At 73.4% G+C, this 15607-nt stretch carries 14 protein-coding genes; 10 read left to right on the top strand and 4 right to left on the bottom strand.

Going from position 1 to position 15607, the window contains the following annotated elements:
- Positions 1-26: 26 nt before the first annotated feature.
- From CR165_RS11685 to CR165_RS11665, 4 genes are all read right to left on the bottom strand, one after another.
- Positions 27-1433 (bottom strand): amidase, encoded by a 1407-nt coding sequence (locus CR165_RS11685; protein WP_109517162.1) that lies wholly within the window; start codon positions 1431-1433, stop codon positions 27-29.
- 184 nt (positions 1434-1617) lie between these two features.
- A complete protein-coding gene (locus CR165_RS11680; protein ID WP_181378118.1) occupies positions 1618-2421 on the bottom strand; it encodes an IclR family transcriptional regulator in 804 nt (267 codons plus the stop codon).
- A gap of 165 nt (positions 2422-2586) precedes the next feature.
- Positions 2587-3297, bottom strand: coding sequence for a FadR/GntR family transcriptional regulator (locus tag CR165_RS24505; RefSeq protein WP_181378117.1), 711 nt, complete (start codon positions 3295-3297; stop codon positions 2587-2589).
- Entirely contained in the window at positions 3294-4703 is a 1410-nt protein-coding gene (locus CR165_RS11665; RefSeq protein ID WP_109517159.1) for an FAD-binding oxidoreductase, read from the bottom strand. Before CR165_RS11665 ends, CR165_RS24505 begins: the two co-directional genes overlap by 4 nt.
- 243 nt (positions 4704-4946) lie before the next feature.
- Here CR165_RS11665 and CR165_RS25385 point away from each other — a divergent pair, with 243 nt between their 5' ends.
- The 10 genes from CR165_RS25385 to CR165_RS11610 all read left to right on the top strand — a co-directional run bounded on the left by CR165_RS25385 (position 4947) and on the right by CR165_RS11610 (position 15551).
- Positions 4947-6782, top strand: a complete 1836-nt coding sequence (locus tag CR165_RS25385; protein ID WP_219929732.1) for an amidohydrolase family protein — start codon at positions 4947-4949, stop codon at positions 6780-6782.
- Positions 6783-6844: 62 nt separating this feature from the next.
- Complete coding sequence (locus tag CR165_RS11655; RefSeq protein ID WP_219929731.1) at positions 6845-7726, top strand: NAD(P)-dependent oxidoreductase; 882 nt, start codon at positions 6845-6847, stop codon at positions 7724-7726.
- A 60-nt stretch (positions 7727-7786) separates the two neighbouring features.
- Positions 7787-8782: a TRAP transporter substrate-binding protein gene (locus tag CR165_RS11650; RefSeq protein WP_109517157.1), complete on the top strand. Its 996-nt coding sequence runs from the start codon at positions 7787-7789 to the stop codon at positions 8780-8782.
- Positions 8783-8802: 20 nt separating this feature from the next.
- Positions 8803-9354, top strand: coding sequence for a TRAP transporter small permease (locus CR165_RS11645; protein ID WP_109517156.1), 552 nt, complete (start codon positions 8803-8805; stop codon positions 9352-9354).
- Positions 9355-9363: 9 nt separating this feature from the next.
- Positions 9364-10677 carry a TRAP transporter large permease gene (locus tag CR165_RS11640; protein ID WP_109517155.1) on the top strand — a complete coding sequence of 438 codons (1314 nt, stop codon included), beginning with the start codon at positions 9364-9366 and terminating at the stop codon, positions 10675-10677.
- A 182-nt stretch (positions 10678-10859) separates the two neighbouring features.
- Positions 10860-11513 (top strand): hydrolase, encoded by a 654-nt coding sequence (locus CR165_RS11635; protein ID WP_109517154.1) that lies wholly within the window; start codon positions 10860-10862, stop codon positions 11511-11513.
- 21 nt (positions 11514-11534) lie between these two features.
- Entirely contained in the window at positions 11535-11792 is a 258-nt protein-coding gene (locus CR165_RS11630; protein WP_109517153.1) for a XapX domain-containing protein, read from the top strand.
- Positions 11793-11866: 74 nt separating this feature from the next.
- Entirely contained in the window at positions 11867-13738 is a 1872-nt protein-coding gene (locus CR165_RS11620; protein WP_109517152.1) for an amidohydrolase, read from the top strand.
- A 3-nt stretch (positions 13739-13741) separates the two neighbouring features.
- Positions 13742-13960: a hypothetical protein gene (locus CR165_RS11615; protein ID WP_181378116.1), complete on the top strand. Its 219-nt coding sequence runs from the start codon at positions 13742-13744 to the stop codon at positions 13958-13960.
- On the top strand, positions 13950-15551 hold the full coding sequence (locus tag CR165_RS11610; RefSeq protein ID WP_109517151.1) for an MFS transporter: 1602 nt from the start codon (positions 13950-13952) through the stop codon (positions 15549-15551). The genes CR165_RS11615 and CR165_RS11610 overlap by 11 nt, the downstream gene beginning before the upstream one ends.
- The last annotated feature ends 56 nt before the right edge of the window (positions 15552-15607 follow it).

Genomic DNA, 15607 nt, shown 5'->3' with positions numbered 1-15607 from the left:
GCCGGGCCCCGGCCCCGGCTGCCGTCTCAGGCCATGACCGGCCGCAGCGTCTCCAGCAGCCAGCGGGCGAGCGCCGTGGTGCGGGCATCCATGTGCGGCTGGCCGATGAGCTGGATGCCCATGGGCAGGCCGTGGACGCTGGCCAGCGGCACCGTCACCGCCGGCACGCCCAGCGCCGAGGTCGCGGCGTTGTAGGCGATGTCGCCGGTCGGGCGCGGATGGAGCGGCTGGCCGGGCACGTCCCCCGCCCAGGCGGGGGCGGGGCCGGGGGAGGCGGGGGCGATCAGCGCGTCCGCCAGCGGGGCGAGGGCGGCCATGTGGCGCCGCGCCTCCTCCCGTTGCAGCAGGCGCAGCCGGTAGCGCTCCAGGTCCATCCCCTCGCCGACGGCGTGCCGGCGCCGCAGCCGCTCGCTGACGCCCTCCGGCGACTGCGCCAGCAGGCTGCGGATCGTGCTGAGGTTCTCGAAGGCGCAGATCTCGTTGGTCATCGCCCGGGCATCGGCGATGCTGCGCTCGAAGGCCTCGATCCAGGGATGGTCGCCGCGCTCCAGGACCTCGACGCCGGCCGCGCGCAGCTGCGCCAGGATCTCCGCGAAGGCGCCGCGCGCGGCATCGTCCAGCATGGCCCAGCCCTCGGCCTGCAGCACGGCCAGCCGCGCCGGGCGGGCGGCGGCGGGTGGCGTGGCGGGGCCGAACAGGCCGGGCATGCCCGGGTCGCCGCCGACGCGGCGGGCGATCTCGATGGCCACCTGCCACATGTCCTGCGCGGCATTGGCGTGCACGCCCGCCGTGGCCTGGGAGAGGCCCTGCCGCTCGCCCCGGTTGATCGCCCCCTGGGTCGGCTTCAGCGCGACATTGCCGCAATAGCTGGCGGGGCGGATGATGGAGCCGCCCACCTGGGTGCCGATCGCCGCCGGAACCATGCCTGCCCCCACCGCCGCCGCCGAGCCGGAGGAGGAGCCGCCCGGGGTGTGGCCGGGGTGGAAGGGGTTGGTGGTGGGGCCTGGCTCCGACATGCCGAGCTCGGTGGTGACCGTCTTGCCGAGGATGACCGCGCCGGCGGCCCGCAGCGCCTGGATCATCGCCGCGTCGTTCTTCGGGAAGTGGCCGCGATAGGCGGCGCAGCCCATCTGCGTCGGCATGTCGCGGGTGGCGATCAGGTCCTTGATGCCGATCGGCATGCCGTCGATGGCCGAGAGCGGGTGCCCGGCGCGCCAGCGCGCGGTGCTGGCATCGGCCGCCTCCCGCGCCCCGGCCTCGTTCAGCACGACCCAGGCCCGGACCACCGGCTCCCGCGCGGCGATGGTCTCCAGGCAGCGCTCCAGATAGGCGCGCGGCGTGTCCGTGCCGGCCTGGAAGCCGGGCACCGCGTCGTGGAAGGTCGGTGCGATGCGCTGCCGGGCGTCGTACCGGGCCGGCTGGGGGTCCGCCATGGAGGCTCCTCCTCGATCAGGGGCGCGGGCGCGCCGCGCGGCAGGGGGCAGCCATGCAGCCCTGGTCGCGGCCATCGGGCACCGCCCCGCGCCGGGTGGGTGGATGGTGCGCAGACGCTAGGGGCGGGCGATGGGCACGGGCAATGCCGGGCGCCGCCCGGGTTCCGCCCAGCGGAATGCGGGCTCAGCCGCGGGCCGGCGGCGCCGGCTGGTACCCGTTCATGCGCGACAGGGCGGCGGCGCGCTGGGTCAGCAGCCGGGCGAAGCGTTCCTCATCGGCGGCGGAGAAGCGCGACTGCGGCAGGGTGAGGCAGAGATCGCCGACGATCTGGCGGCTGGCGCCGAACACCGGCGCCGCCATGCCCACGGCCTCCCGCGTCTGCTCGCCGCGCGTCAGCGCATAGCCGCGGCGGCGGATGCGGGCCAGCCGGTCGGCCAGCGCGGCGCCGTCGGGGGGCGAGCGGCCGTCGAGCGGCGAGGGCTCGCCACGGCGCAGCACCCGCTCCACCGCCGAGGGGCCGAGCCAGGCCAGCAGGCACAGCCCGGTCGCGCCCCAGAGCAGGGAGCGGGCACGGTGCATGCGGACCGCGTAGGGCAGGGGCCGGGCCGAGGCGGCCTTGTCGACGAACATCATGGTCAGGGTCTGGGGCAGCAGCATGCCGAGCATGCAGGTCTCGTCGGTCTCCCGCGCCACCTCCTGGATCACCGGGCGGGCCAGGCGCAGCACCCCGGCCTTGCGCGCCGCTAGGGCGCCGATCCGGCTGAACTCCCCGCTCACCCGGTAGCGCCGCCCTGGCGTGCGCTCGACCAGCCCCGCCGCCACGAGCTGGTCGAGCAGGCGGTGCACGGTGCTCGGCGCCAGGGCGAGCTGCCCGGCGAGGTCCTTGATGGACAGGCTCTCCCCGCCCTCGGCGAAGGCCCGCAGCAGCGCCACGACGCGCGCGACGACGCTGGTTCCGTCCTCGGCCTGCTCCACCGCCTGGGCCACCGCAGCTCCCTCCCCGCCGGGGGCGGCCGTGGCCGGGGCAGGGGGCTCACCGTGCCGGCTTCGTCGCGCGCCCCGCGCCCCGCGCCCCGCCTGGACCGCCCCGTCCCGGCGCCACGGAAGTAGACCGTGGCGGCCGCCGGATTTCAATGCCGGCCTTCCGCCCCCTCAGAGCGAGAGGGCGAAGCCGAGCCGGCCGGCGGCGTTGTGGATGTGCGCCGCCATGGCCTGGCGGGCCGCCTCCGGCAGGCCGGCGATGATCGCCTCGTGGATGGCGGCGTGCTCGGCGAGGGTGACTGCGATGACCGACGACACCGTGCTGCCGGGGCGCGTGCGGGCGACCATGATGGTCTCGCGGATCTGGTCCGACAGGAAGCTCACCACGCGGGCGATCTGGTCGTTGCCGGCGGCGCGGGCGACGGCGCGGTGGAAGTCGAGATCCGCGTCCACCCCGGCCGAATCTCCCTCCACCTCGCGCTCCATGTGGCGGAAGGCTTCGGTGATGGCGGCGATGCCCTCTGCGGTCCGCCGCGCCGCCGCCAGCCCGGCCGTCTGGATCTCGAGGAGCGCGCGCAGCTCGAAGAGGTTGCGGAAGGTCGTGCCGTCCTGCAGCGCCTCGGCGTCGAAGCGCAGAACGCCGGTGCCCTGGCGGCGGACGACGAAGGCGCCGACCCCCTGGCGCGACTGCACCAGCCCGTCCGCGCGCAGGCGCGAGACCGCCTCGCGCACCACGTTGCGGCTGACGCCATAGGCCTCGGCCAGCGCCTGCTCGGCCGGCAGGCGCTCCCCCGGCTTCCAGCGCCCCTCGGCGATGCCGGCGGCCACCAGCTCGGCGATGCGGGAGGGCAGCTGGGGCGGGCGGCTGACGCGTTCGCTCATGATCCGTCCCCGGCGAGGAGGCGCCCCGGGCTCATGCATCCCCGGGGGTCGAGGGCCGATTTGATGCCATGCAGCAGATCGCGGTCAACGGCGCCCAGCCTGCGCAGGAACGGCTCCCGCTTGACCCGGCCGATGCCGTGCTCGGCGCTGATCGAGCCGCCGAAGCGGTCCACCAGGGCGAAGACCAGCTCCTCCGCCCGGTGCAGCAGCGCATCCTGCGCGTCGTCGTCCAGGCCGGGCGGCGGCAGCACGTTGTAGTGGACATTGCCGTCCCCGACATGGCCATAGGCCACCGGCAGGGCCTCCGGCAGATGCGCGGCCATGGCGGCGTCCGCCTCGCGCATGAAATCCGGCAGGCAGGAGATCGGGATCGACACGTCGGTGCGCAGGTGCCGGCCGCGGCGGTGCTGCGCCTCCACCAGATCCTCGCGCAGGCGCCAGAACCCGGCGGCCTGCGCCCGGCTCATGGCCACCGCGCCGTCGAGGATGGCGCCCCGCTCCAGGCAGCCGCCCAGGAACTGCTCCATCAGCGCGGCGAGGTCGACCAGCCCGCTGGCCGAGGCCTCCATCAGCACATAGACCGGGGCCGGCGCCTCCAGCGGCTCGCGCAGGGCGGGGTGGGCCTCGAGGGTGATCTCGATGCAGCGGCGGGGCAGCAGCTCGAAGGCGGAGAGCAGGTCGGAAAGCTCGCGGCGCGCGGCGGCGTAGAGCCGCATGGCGTCGGAGACGGATGCCAGGCCGAGCATGGCGGTCTGCACCTGGCCGGGGCGGGGAAACAGCTTCAGCGCCGCCGCGGTGACGATGCCGAGCGTCCCTTCCGAGCCGATGAAGAGCTGCTTCAGGTCATAGCCGGTGTTGTTCTTGCGCAGGCTGCGCAGGCCGTTCCAGATGCGCCCGTCCGGCAGCACCACCTCCAGCCCGAGCACCAGGTCGCGCGCCATGCCGTAGCGCAGCACGTTCACCCCGCCGGCATTGGTGGCGACGTTGCCGCCGATCTGGCAGCTCCCCTGCGCGCCGAGCGAGAGCGGGAAGTGCAGGTCGTGTTCCTCGGCGGCGCGGTGCAGCGTCTCCAGCACGCAGCCGGCCTCGGCCACCATGCTGAAGTTCAGCGGGTCGACCGAGCGGATGCGGTCGAGCCGCTCGAGGCTGATGACAAGCTCCCGGCCCTCCGGCGAGGGCACGGCACCGCCCACCAGCCCGGTATGGCCGCCCTGCGGCACCATGGGGATGCCGGCCTCGGCACAGAGGCCGACGAGCCGTGCCAGATGCCCGACGCTGCCCGGGCGCGCCACGGCCAGCGGCCGGCCGCTGAGGTCGCCGGACCAGTCGCGGCTGTAGCGCGCCATCTGTTCGGGCGCGGTCAGCAGCCCCTGTTCCCCGAGCAGTTCCCGCAAACGGTTGATCATGCCACCGCCAGTCTCCAACGAGCGACCCTCCTGTCGTGCCGGCCCGGAATACCGCGCTAGCCGGGATCATGGATATCCGGCCTGGAATGAACTTGTCCAACAATAGGACATGTGCCAGGGTCCAGCAACAAGGAAGACCCGGGCGAGGCGCCCGGAAGGCCCGCGAGGGCAGGGAAGGAAACGAACGCCGATGGCCCGACACGCCACAAGCGCGGCCCGCCGCGCCGCCGCGAGCCTGCGCCCGTGACCGCCGCCGCGGAACGGGGCGGCCCGCCGCCCGCCGGCACCCGGCCGCGCCTCGGCTTCATCGGCATCGGGCTGATGGGCACGGCGATGAGCCTGCGGCTGCTGGAGCGCGGCTGGCCGCTGACGGTGTGGAACCGCGAGCGGCCCGCCCTCGACCCCGTGCTGGCGGCGGGTGCCAGCGAGGCCGGCTGCCCGCGCGAGGTGGCCGAGCGCAGCGACATCGTGCTGATGTGCGTGCTGGACACCCCCGCCGTGGAGGCCTGCGTCTGGGGCGAGCAGGGCGTCGCCGGGGCCGGGGGCGGCGCACGGCTGCTGATCGACTTCTCCACGATCGACGCCGGGGCCACCCGAGACTTCGCCGCGCGGCTGCGCGCGCGGACGGGCATGGGCTGGATCGACGCGCCGATCTCCGGCGGCCCTTCCGCCGCCCGGCAGGGCGCGCTCACCGCCATGGTCGGCGGCGAGGCGGCGGAGCTGGCGGCGGCGGCGGCGGTGCTGGCCGACCTGGCCGGGAATGTCACCCATATGGGCCCGGTGGGCGCCGGGCAGGTGACGAAGGTGGTGAACCAGGCGATCGTCGGCTCCGGCTTCATCGCCATGGCCGAGGCGCTGCACCTGGCCGAGGCCGCCGGCATCGACGCCGCGGCGCTGCCCGCCTGCCTCGGCGGTGGGCTGGCCGACAGCGTGCTGCTGCAGCGCATCTACCCGCTGATGCAGCGCCGCGCCTTCGACCCGCCGCTCGGCTATGCGCGCCAGCTGCTGAAGGACCTGAAGGCGGTGAAGGGCTTCGCCCACGGGCTCGGCCTTTCCCTGCCGGGCGTGGAGAATGCGGCGGAGCGCTTCGGCGCCTATGTCGGCCAGGGCAACGCCATGGCCGACATCGTCTCCATCATCCGCCTCTATGAGCAGGAGCGGCAGGCGGGCGGCGCGGCGGCGGAGCCGCTGCCGGTGATCGACGCGCACCAGCATTTCTGGGACCTTGGCGAGAATCACCACCCCTGGCTCTGCGACGCCGAGCCGATCCCGTTCCGCTACGGCGACTATGGCGCGCTGCGCCGCAACTACCTGCCGGCCGACTACCGCGCCGACACGGCGCGGCACCGCATCGCCGGCACCGTGCACATCGAGGCGGAGTTCGACCCGGCCAACCCCGTCGGCGAGACGGCGTGGCTGGAGCGCCTCGCCGCGCGCGAGGGGCTGCCGACCGTCTGCGTCGCCCAGGCGCGGCTCGACGACCCGGAGGTGGCGGCGGTGCTGGCGGCCCAGGCGGCGCGCCCCATGGTGCGGGGCATCCGCCACAAGCCCCGCGCGGCGGCGCGGCCGGAGGAGGCCAGGCGCGGCGCCCCCGGCTCGATGGACGACCCGGCCTGGCGGCGCGGCTACGCGCTGCTGGCGAAGCACGGCCTGAGCTTCGACCTGCAGACGCCCTGGTGGCACCTCGACGCCGCCCACGACCTGGCGCGCGACTTTCCGGAGACGCAGATCATCGTCAACCACACCGCGCTGCCGGCCGACCGCAGTGTGGAGGGGCTGCGCGCCTGGCGGGCGGCGCTGGCCGGGCTGGCGCGGGCGCCGAACGTGGCGCTGAAGATCTCCGGCCTGGGCCTGCCCGGCCAGCCCTGGCCTGCTTCGGCCAATGCGGCGGTCATCCGCGACGCCATCACCCTCTTCGGCGCCGATCGCTGCCTGTTCGCCAGCAACTACCCGGTGGACAGCCTGGTGGGCAGCTTCGACGCCATCATGGACGGCTTCCTGCTGGCCATCGCCGACCGCCCCGAGGCGGAACGGCGGCAGTTGCTGCACGACAACGCGGCCCGGCTCTACCGCTTCTGACCCGGCCCGGGGCGGCGAGGCCGCCCCGCGCGGCCGCGGCATCATCGATGGGAATTTGGCATATGGCTCGTATCGGATTCATCGGCCTTGGCGTCATGGGGCGCGAGATGGCGCTGAACCTCGCCAGAGCGGGGCACGCGGTCACCGGCCACGACGCCGTTCCGGGGGTCGCGGCCGGCCTCGCGGAGCAGGGCATCACGCCGGCGCGGGACCTCGCCCACGCGGCGGAGGGGGCCGAGTTCGTCATCCTCATGCTGCCCGACACGCCGCAGGTCGAGGCGGTGCTGACCGGGCCGGAGGGCCTGCTGCCGCGGCTGCGGCCGGAGCAGATGGTGATCGACATGAGCACCATCTCGCCCGTCGCCACGCGCAGCATGGGCGAGGCGCTGGCCGCGCGCGGCGTGGCCATGCTGGACGCGCCGGTCTCGGGCGGGGCGGCCGGCGCCAAGGGCGCGCGCCTGTCCATCATGGTGGGCGGCGAGGCCGCCGCCTTCGCCCGCGCGAAGCCGGTGCTGGAGGCGATGGGCACCAAGGTCGTGCATGTCGGCGAGATCGGCAACGGCCAGACCGTGAAGCTGTGCAACCAGCTGGTCTGCGCCATCAACATCCAGGCGATGTGCGAGGCCGTGGCGCTGGCCCGTGCCTCCGGCCTCGACCCGGCCGTGGCGCGGGAGGTGCTGATGGGCGGCTCCGCCAATTCCTGGATGCTGGAGAATCTGGGGCCAATGGTGCTGGCCAAGGATGCCAGCGCCGGCTTCCGCATCGACCTGAAGCTGAAGGATCTGCGGCTGGCCAACGACCTCGCCTTCCAGAAGGGCGTGCCGCTGCCCGGCACCGCCCTGGTGACGAGCCTCTACCTGGAGGCGCGGGCGCATGGCGAGGGCAGCAACGGCAACCAGGCGCTGTTCCGCGTCTACGACCGGATGACGGCGCAGGGAGGCTGAGACGCCCCGCCGGGCGCCTTCCGGCGGACAGGGAACTTCCAGGAAAGCAGGAGAAGAAAAATGTTCAGTCTCAAGGCGGCCTTCGCCGCGGCCGCGCTGGCTTCCTCCATCATGCTGCCGGGCGGCGCCTTCGCGCAGACCGTTCTGAAGCTCGGCCATGTCTGGCCGGCGGCCGAGATCCATGCCCGCGCCGCCGAGCGCTTCGCCGCCGATGTCGCGCAGGCGACCAATGGCGCGGTGAAGGTGGAGATCTACGGCGGCAGCACGCTCGGCAGCGACCGCGAGCTGGTCGAGGGCCTGCGCTTCGGCTCGAACGACATCTGGGTGGGCGGCGCCGGTGTCCTCACCGCCGCCTCGGACACGGCGAAGATCTTCGCCATGCCCTTCATGATCCGCGACGCGGCGCATTTCGGGCAGGTCTTCAACGGCCCCATCGGCCAGGAGGTCACCGAGGCCGTCCGCAAGGAATCCGGCCTGCAGATCCTCGCCTACTGGCTGCGCGGGCCGCGCTGGCTGACGACCAAGGCGCCGGTGCGCTCGCCCGCCGATCTCTCCGGCCTCAAGATCCGCGTGCCGGACAGCCCGGTGTCGGTGGCCTCCTGGAAGGCGCTCGGCGCCGCGCCGACGCCGATGAACTTCGGCGAGGTGTTCAGCGCCCTGCAGCAGGGCGTGATCGACGGGCAGGAGAACCCGCTCTCGCTGATCGAAAGCTCGAAATTCTCCGAGGTGGTCAAGTACCTCGTGCGCACCGAGCATTCCTACGAGCCCATCGTCATCGTGATGAGCGCCAGCCGGCTGAACCGGCTGCCCGAGGCGCAGCGCAAGGCGGTGCAGGCGGCCGCGACCGGCGCCGCGCAGGCCTTCGCCGCCGAGGAGGTCGCCAAGGGCGAGACCGCCTTCCTCCGGATGCTGCAGGAGCAGCGCATGACCCTGATCGAGCCGGACAAGGCGCCGTTCCGCGCCAAGGTGGGGCCCGCCTTCGTGAAGGCGTCCTTCCCGTCGATCGCCGCGCTGTACGAGAAGGTGGTCGCCGTCGGCGCCCCCGCCGCGCGCTGAAGGGAGGGGAGAGGAGCGCCATGAACCCCGCCCCACGCGCCGAGGCCGCGCCCGCGGCCACCGCCCCGGGCGCCCTGCCATGGGCGCGTGGGGTCCGGATCGTCGACCGCTTCAACGAGGCGCTGCTCGCCTTCCTGGCGGTGACGCTCGGCATCCTCGCGCTGCTGGCCTTCGCGCAGGTGATCGCCCGCTACATCGTCGGCGCGCCGCTCACCTGGTCGGAGGAGGTGATCCGCTACGCCCTGATCTGGTCGGTGTTCCTGGGCGTCGGGATCGGCGTCCGCCGGGGGATGCTCGCCTCGGTCGAGGTGGTCAACGCGGCCCTGCCGCCACGGCCCGCCCGGCTGCTCCGCTGGGCCAGCCTCTCTCTCTCGGCCGCCTTCTGGGCGGTCATGGTGAGCTATGGCTGGATCATCCTGGGCAATGTCGAGGGGATGCGCTCCGGCGCGCTGGAGATCCCGATGACCTATGTCTACGCGGCCGTGCCGCTGGGCAGCCTGCTCGCCCTGGTGAACACCCTGGCCATCGCTCTCGCGCCGCCCGCCGGCTTCGCAGAAATGCCCGTGGACTGAGGACACGCCATGAGCCCCATCACGATCGGCGCCGCCCTCCTCCTGCTCTTCGCGCTCGGCGTGCCCATCGCCATCTCGCTGGCGGGGACGGCCGCGCTCGCCATGCACGCCTCCGGCATCCCGCTGCAGGCGATGGTGCAGCGCATGTTCGCCGCCCTCGATTCCTTCCCGCTCACGGCCATTCCGTTCTTCATCCTGGCCGGCGCGCTGATGGAGGCGAGCGGCATCTCGCAGCGCCTCATCGGCTTCGCCCAGGCGCTGGTCGGGCGTGCCACGGGCGGCCTCGGCCTGGTGACGGTGGTCTCGGCGATGTTCTTCGCCGCCATCTCCGGCTCCAGCGCGGCGACCACGGCGGCGATCGGCGGCACGCTGATCCCGGCCATGGCGCGGCGCGGCTTTCCGCGGCCCTTCGCCACCTCGGTGCAGGCGGCCTCGGGCGAGCTGGGGGTGATCATCCCGCCCTCCATCCCGATGATCATCTTCGCCCTGACGGCCGGCGTGCCGGTCTCGATCGGCAGCCTGTTCATGGCGGGGGTGGTGCCGGGGCTGCTCGTCGGCGGCTCGCTGCTGGTCACCGTCTATGTCATCTGCCGGTTCCGCGGCTATGGCCGGGTCACGCCGCCCGCCGGCGGCGCGGCGGAGCCGGGCGTGCTGGGCGAGCCCGAGGGCATCGGCGCGGCCTTCCGCGCGGCGCTGCTGCCGCTGCTGCTGCCGGTGATCATCCTGGGCGGCATCTATGGCGGCATCTTCACGCCCACCGAGGCGGCGGCGGTCGCGGTGTTCTTCGCGCTCTTCGTCGGCGCCGCCGTCTACCGCACGCTGACGCCGGCGCGCCTCTTCACGGCGCTGCGCGTCTCGCTGCTCAGCACGGTGGTCATCCTGATCATCATCTCGGCCGCCAGCGTGTTCGGCTGGGTGCTGACGGCCAACCGCATCCCCGAGATGATCGCCCGCTTCTTCATCGCCCTGTCGGACGATCCGAAGGTCTTCCTGCTCCTGGTCAATATCTTCCTGCTGCTGGTGGGGATGTTCCTGGAGACGGGCGCCGCGATCACCATCCTGGCGCCGATCCTGACGCCGGTCGCGGTGGTGATGGGCATTGATCCCGTGCATTTCGGCATCATCATGATCGTGAACCTCGCGGTCGGCATGACGACGCCGCCGGTGGGGGTGAACCTTTTCGTCGCCTGCCAGGTAGCCGGGCTGCGGATCGAGCAGATCCTGAAGAGCATGCTGCCCTTCTACTTCGTGCTGCTGCTCGACATCCTGCTCCTGACCTACCTGCCGCAGATCTCGATGTGGCTGCCACGCGCCCTCGGCTGAACGGGCGGCCGGGCGGGGCCTCGCCGCCCCGCCCGCCAGCTTCTCGTTGCCGCCGGAAAACAGGTCTCAACCATGCAAGCCCATGGTTGCGCGGCCGGGCCATGCTGCGCGCAGCGCCAGAAGCCCCGCCGTAGAGGCGGTCGGGGTGAAGGCCGGACGCAACAGCGCGAGAGAACACCGCCATGGCCCCCACCGCGACCCCGACCCCCGGCAGGCTGCTGCTGAACCCGGGCGACCACACGCTGATCATGATCGACTTCCAGTCGCAGATGGCCTTCGCCACCAAGTCGATCGACCCGGTGCAACTGCGCAACAACGCCGGCCTCGTCTCCGCCGCCGCGGCCGGCTTCGGCGTCTCCACCATCCTCACCACCGTGGCCGAGAAATCCTTCTCCGGGCCGATGTTCGAGGAGGTGACGGCGCCCTTTCCCGGCCAGGCGCTGCTCGACCGCACCTCGATGAACACCTGGGAGGACGCGGCGGTGATCGCGGAGGTCAACCGCATCGGCAAGCCGCGCATCGTGCTGGCCGGGCTCTGGACCTCCGTCTGCATCGTAGGTCCCGCACTGTCCGCGCTCGACCAGGGCTTCGAGGTGTATGTCGTCGCCGATGCCTGCGGCGACATCTCGGCCGAGGCGCATGAGCGGGCGGTGGAGCGCATGGTCCAGGCCGGCGCGCGGCCGATGACGGCGCTGCAATACCTGTTGGAGCTGCAACGCGACTGGGCGCGCACCGGCACCTACGAGATGACCACCGGCATCGCCAGGCGGCTGGGCGGCGGCTACGGCCTCGGCATCACCTACGCCAAGACGATGTTCAACGCCCACGAGGGCTGACCCGACGCCGGGGAGGCCGCGATGAAGCCTTATCTCCTCTCGCTCGGCGCCGGGTTGCTGGTGGGCGTGGTCTACAGCCTGCTCAACATCCGTTCGCCGGCGCCGCCGGTGGTGGCGCTGGTCGGCCTCCTCGGCATCCTGCTCGGCGAGCAGGCCGTTCCTGTGGCGAAGCGCCTGCTGGCGGGGCATTCCCTTGGCGCCTCGGTGCTGCGCGAGGATTGCGCGCAGCACCTGTTCGGCCGGCTGCCGGGCCGGGGCAACCGCGACACCAGCGGATGACCGCCCCCGCGCGCCGCGCCGCCGCCGGGGGCCCCGCCGCCCCCGGCCCCGCCCTTTCCAGCCGGAGCCCCGCCATGGCCGCCGACACCGCCCCCGACATGATCCTGCACAATGGCCGGATCACCACGCTGGACCGCGCCAACCCGCAGCCCGAGGCGGTGGCCATCACCGCCGGCCGCTTCAGCGCCGTGGGCGCGGCGCGGGACATCCTGCCCACCGCCGGCGCCGGCACGCGGGTGATCGACCTCGCCGGCCGCCGCCTCATCCCCGGCCTGTTCGACAACCACCTGCATCTCATCCGCGGCGGCCTGAACTACAACATGGAGCTGCGCTGGGACGGCGTGCGCTCCCTCGCCGACGCGATGGCGATGCTGAAGCGGCAGGCCGCCACCACGCCGCCGCCGCAATGGGTGCGCATCGTCGGCGGCTTCACCGAGCACCAGTTCGTGGAGAAGCGGCTGCCGACGCTCGACGAGATCAACGCCGCCGCGCCGGAGACGCCGGTCTTCATCCTGCACCTGTATGACCGCGCGCTGCTGAACGCCGCCGCCCTGCGCGCCGTGGGCTACGACAGGGACACGCCGAACCCGCCCGGCGGCGAGATCCAGCGCGGCCCGGACGGCACGCCCACCGGCCTGCTGCTGGCCCGCCCCAACGCCACCATCCTCTACGCCACCCTGGCGCGCGGCCCGAAGCTGCCCTTCGACTACCAGCTCAACTCCACCCGCCACTTCCTGCGCGACCTGAACCGGCTCGGCGTCACCAGCGCCATCGATGCCGGCGGCGGCAACCAGAACTACCCGGAGGACTACCAGGTCATCCAGAAGCTGGCGGCCGACGGCCAGCTGACCGTGCGCATCGCCTACAACCTGTTCACGCAGAAGCCGAGGCAGGAGAAGGAGGATTTCCTCCGCTGGACGGCGGAGAACACCTACCGGCAGGGCGACGACTATTTCCGCCTGAACGGCGCCGGCGAGATGCTGGTCTATTCCGCCGCCGACTTCGAGGATTTCCGCGTCGAGCGGCCGGAGATGCCGCCCGCGATGGAACCGGAGCTGGAGCAGGTGGTGCGGGTTCTGGTGCAGAACCGCTGGCCCTGGCGGCTGCATGCCACCTACGACCAGACCATCGCCCGCGCCCTCGACGTGTTCGAGAAGGTCGATGCCGAGACGCCGATCGGCGGGCTGCACTGGATCTTCGACCATGCCGAGACGGTGAGCGAGCGGTCGCTCGAGCGCATCGCGCGGCTCGGCGGCGGCGTCGCGGTGCAGCACCGCATGGCCTACCAGGGCGAGTATTTCGTCGAGCGTTACGGCGCCCGCGCCGCCGAGGCCACGCCCCCCGTGGCGAAGATGCTGGAGATGGGCGTCAAGGTCTCGGCCGGGACGGATGCCACGCGCGTCGCCTCCTACAACCCCTGGGTGGCGCTGTCCTGGCTCACCACCGGGCGCACCGTCGGCGGCACCCGCATCACGCCCGAGCGCAACACGCTGGACCGCGAGACGGCGCTGCGCATGCTGACCGAGAAGGTCGCCTGGTTCTCCAACGAGGAAGGCAGGAAGGGCCAGATCGCGGAAGGTCAGCTCGCCGACCTCGCCGTGCTGGACCGCGACTACTTCGACGTTCCCGGCGACGAGATCCAGGACATCACCTCGGTGCTGACGGTGGTGGGCGGCCGCGTCGTGCACGGCACTGGCGGCTACGCGCCGCTGGCGCCGGAGCTGCCGCCGGCGATGCCGGACTGGTCTCCCGTGCGCCGCTTCGGCGGCTACCAGGACCGGCGCGGCCCGGAGAAGCGGGGCGCCTTCGCCCGGCTCGCGGCCTGCTGCGCCACGGCCTGCGGCGTGCACGGGCACGGCCATGCCCGCGCCTGGGGCGCCGCCACGCCCGCCGGGCAGGATGCCGGCTTCTGGGGCGCGCTCGGCTGCTCCTGCTGGGCCTTCTGAGCCATGCCGCGCCTGCTGCCCCACAGGCATCCCGCGCTGGCCCGGCTCGGCGCGCCGGCGCTCGGCGCCTTCGCCCAGGTTGCCACCTTCATCGCCAACCGCTGCCGGGCGCTGCCGCCCGGGCAGGAGCGTTTCATGACGGCCGATGCCTTCCACGAGCATCCGGGCCTCGCCGGCGCCTTTCTCCCGGTCGTCCCGTGGTACCACGGCCATGGCCGCTGAGCCGCGGGCACGCGGCGGCTTCGGGCCGCTGCTGCAGCCCACCTTCGCGCTGCTCTGGGGCGCGACCGTCATCGGCAACATCGGCAGCTTCATGCGCGACGTCGCCAGCGCCTGGCTGGTCACCGAGGCCGCCGCCGGCCCGGCCGCCGTGGCGCTGATCCAGGCCGCCGCCACGCTGCCGGTGTTCCTGCTGGCCATCCCCGCCGGCGTCCTGGCCGACATCCTCGACCGCCGAAAGTTCCTCCTCGCCGTGCAGCTGCTGCTGGCGGCGGTCAGCCTGTCGCTGATGCTGCTGGCGCAGGCGGGCCTCGCCTCGGTGGCCGCGCTGGCGGGGCTGACCTTCCTCGGCGGCATCGGCGCCGCGCTGATGGCGCCCACCTGGCAAGCCATCGTGCCGGAGTTGGTGTCCCCGCGCGACACGCGCGACGCGGTCGCGCTGAACTCGCTCGGCATCAACATCGCCCGCGCCATCGGGCCAGCGGCGGGCGGGCTGCTGCTGGCCAGCTTCGGGGCTGCCGTCACCTATGCGGCGGATGTCGCCAGCTATATCGTGGTCATCGCCGCGCTGCTGCTCTGGCGGCGGGCGAAGCGGGCGGAGGACCCGCTCGACGAGCGCTTCGCCGGCGCCTTCCGCGCCGGGCTGCGCTATGCGCGCGCCAGCCGGGAGCTGCATGTGGTGCTGCTGCGCGCGGCGCTGTTCTTCCTGCTGGCCAGCGCGGTCTGGGCGCTGCTGCCGCTGGTGGCGCGGCAACTGCTCGGCGGCGACGCCAGCTATTACGGCCTGCTGCTGGGCGCGGTGGGGGCGGGGGCCATCCTCGGCGCCATGGTGCTGCCCTGGCTGCGCGCGCGCCTCGACATCGGCGGGGTGTTGCTGGCCTCGGCCCTGCTCACCGCCGCCGTCATGGCGCTGCTCGCCTTCGCGCCGCCGCGCGCCCTGGCGCCGGCGGTGCTGGTGCTGCTCGGCATGGCCTGGATCGCCGCGCTGACCGGGCTGAACGGCACCGCGCAGGCCATCCTGCCCAACTGGGTGCGCGGCCGGGCGCTGGCGGTCTATCTCACCGTGTTCAACGGCGCGATGACGGCGGGCAGCCTGCTCTGGGGCGCGGTGGCCGAGGCGCTCGGCGTGCCCTGGACGCTATGGGTGGCCGCGCTGGCGCTGGCGGCCTCGGCCCTGGTGCTGCGGCGCATCCCCCTGCCGCGCGGCGAGGCGGACCTCACCCCTTCCAACCACTGGCCCGAGCCGCTGCTGGCCGCGCCCGTGGCGCAGGACCGGGGGCCAGTGCTGGTCCTCATCGAGTACCGTGTCGCGCCCGCGGCGCGGGGCGCGTTCCTGGCGGCCATCCATCGCCTCTCCGCCGCGCGGCGGCGCGATGGCGCCTATGGCTGGGGCGTGGCCGAGGATGCCGCCGATCCGGCGCTGATGGTCGAGTGGTTCATGGTGGAATCCTGGGCCGAGCACCTGCGCCAGCACCGCCGCGTGGCGCGGGCCGATGCCGACCTGCAGGCCGAGCTCCACCGCTTCCACACCGGCCCCGAGGCGCCGCGCGTGCGGCATTTCCTGGCCAGCCAGAGCATCCTCCGGCCCGGCTGATTCCGCCCGGCCGGAGGATGCTCCAGCGGGGCGCTTCACAGCTTTTCACGGCAGTT

This window comes from Teichococcus aestuarii (assembly GCF_003116135.1).
Classification (GTDB): domain Bacteria; phylum Pseudomonadota; class Alphaproteobacteria; order Acetobacterales; family Acetobacteraceae; genus Pseudoroseomonas; species Pseudoroseomonas aestuarii.
This window is presented reverse-complemented; position numbering and strand designations above follow the sequence as displayed.

Coding starts and splice junctions, on each gene's coding strand:
- CR165_RS11620 (WP_109517152.1), top strand. CDS start 11,867: ATGGCCGCCGACACCGCCCCCGACATGATCCTGCACAATGGCCGGATC.
- CR165_RS11630 (WP_109517153.1), top strand. CDS start 11,535: ATGAAGCCTTATCTCCTCTCGCTCGGCGCCGGGTTGCTGGTGGGCGTG.
- CR165_RS11635 (WP_109517154.1), top strand. CDS start 10,860: ATGGCCCCCACCGCGACCCCGACCCCCGGCAGGCTGCTGCTGAACCCG.
- CR165_RS11665 (WP_109517159.1), bottom strand. CDS start 4,703: ATGATCAACCGTTTGCGGGAACTGCTCGGGGAACAGGGGCTGCTGACC.
- CR165_RS11610 (WP_109517151.1), top strand. CDS start 13,950: ATGGCCGCTGAGCCGCGGGCACGCGGCGGCTTCGGGCCGCTGCTGCAG.
- CR165_RS11650 (WP_109517157.1), top strand. CDS start 7,787: ATGTTCAGTCTCAAGGCGGCCTTCGCCGCGGCCGCGCTGGCTTCCTCC.
- CR165_RS11615 (WP_181378116.1), top strand. CDS start 13,742: ATGCCGCGCCTGCTGCCCCACAGGCATCCCGCGCTGGCCCGGCTCGGC.
- CR165_RS24505 (WP_181378117.1), bottom strand. CDS start 3,297: ATGAGCGAACGCGTCAGCCGCCCGCCCCAGCTGCCCTCCCGCATCGCC.
- CR165_RS11655 (WP_219929731.1), top strand. CDS start 6,845: ATGGCTCGTATCGGATTCATCGGCCTTGGCGTCATGGGGCGCGAGATG.
- CR165_RS11685 (WP_109517162.1), bottom strand. CDS start 1,433: ATGGCGGACCCCCAGCCGGCCCGGTACGACGCCCGGCAGCGCATCGCA.
- CR165_RS11645 (WP_109517156.1), top strand. CDS start 8,803: ATGAACCCCGCCCCACGCGCCGAGGCCGCGCCCGCGGCCACCGCCCCG.
- CR165_RS11640 (WP_109517155.1), top strand. CDS start 9,364: ATGAGCCCCATCACGATCGGCGCCGCCCTCCTCCTGCTCTTCGCGCTC.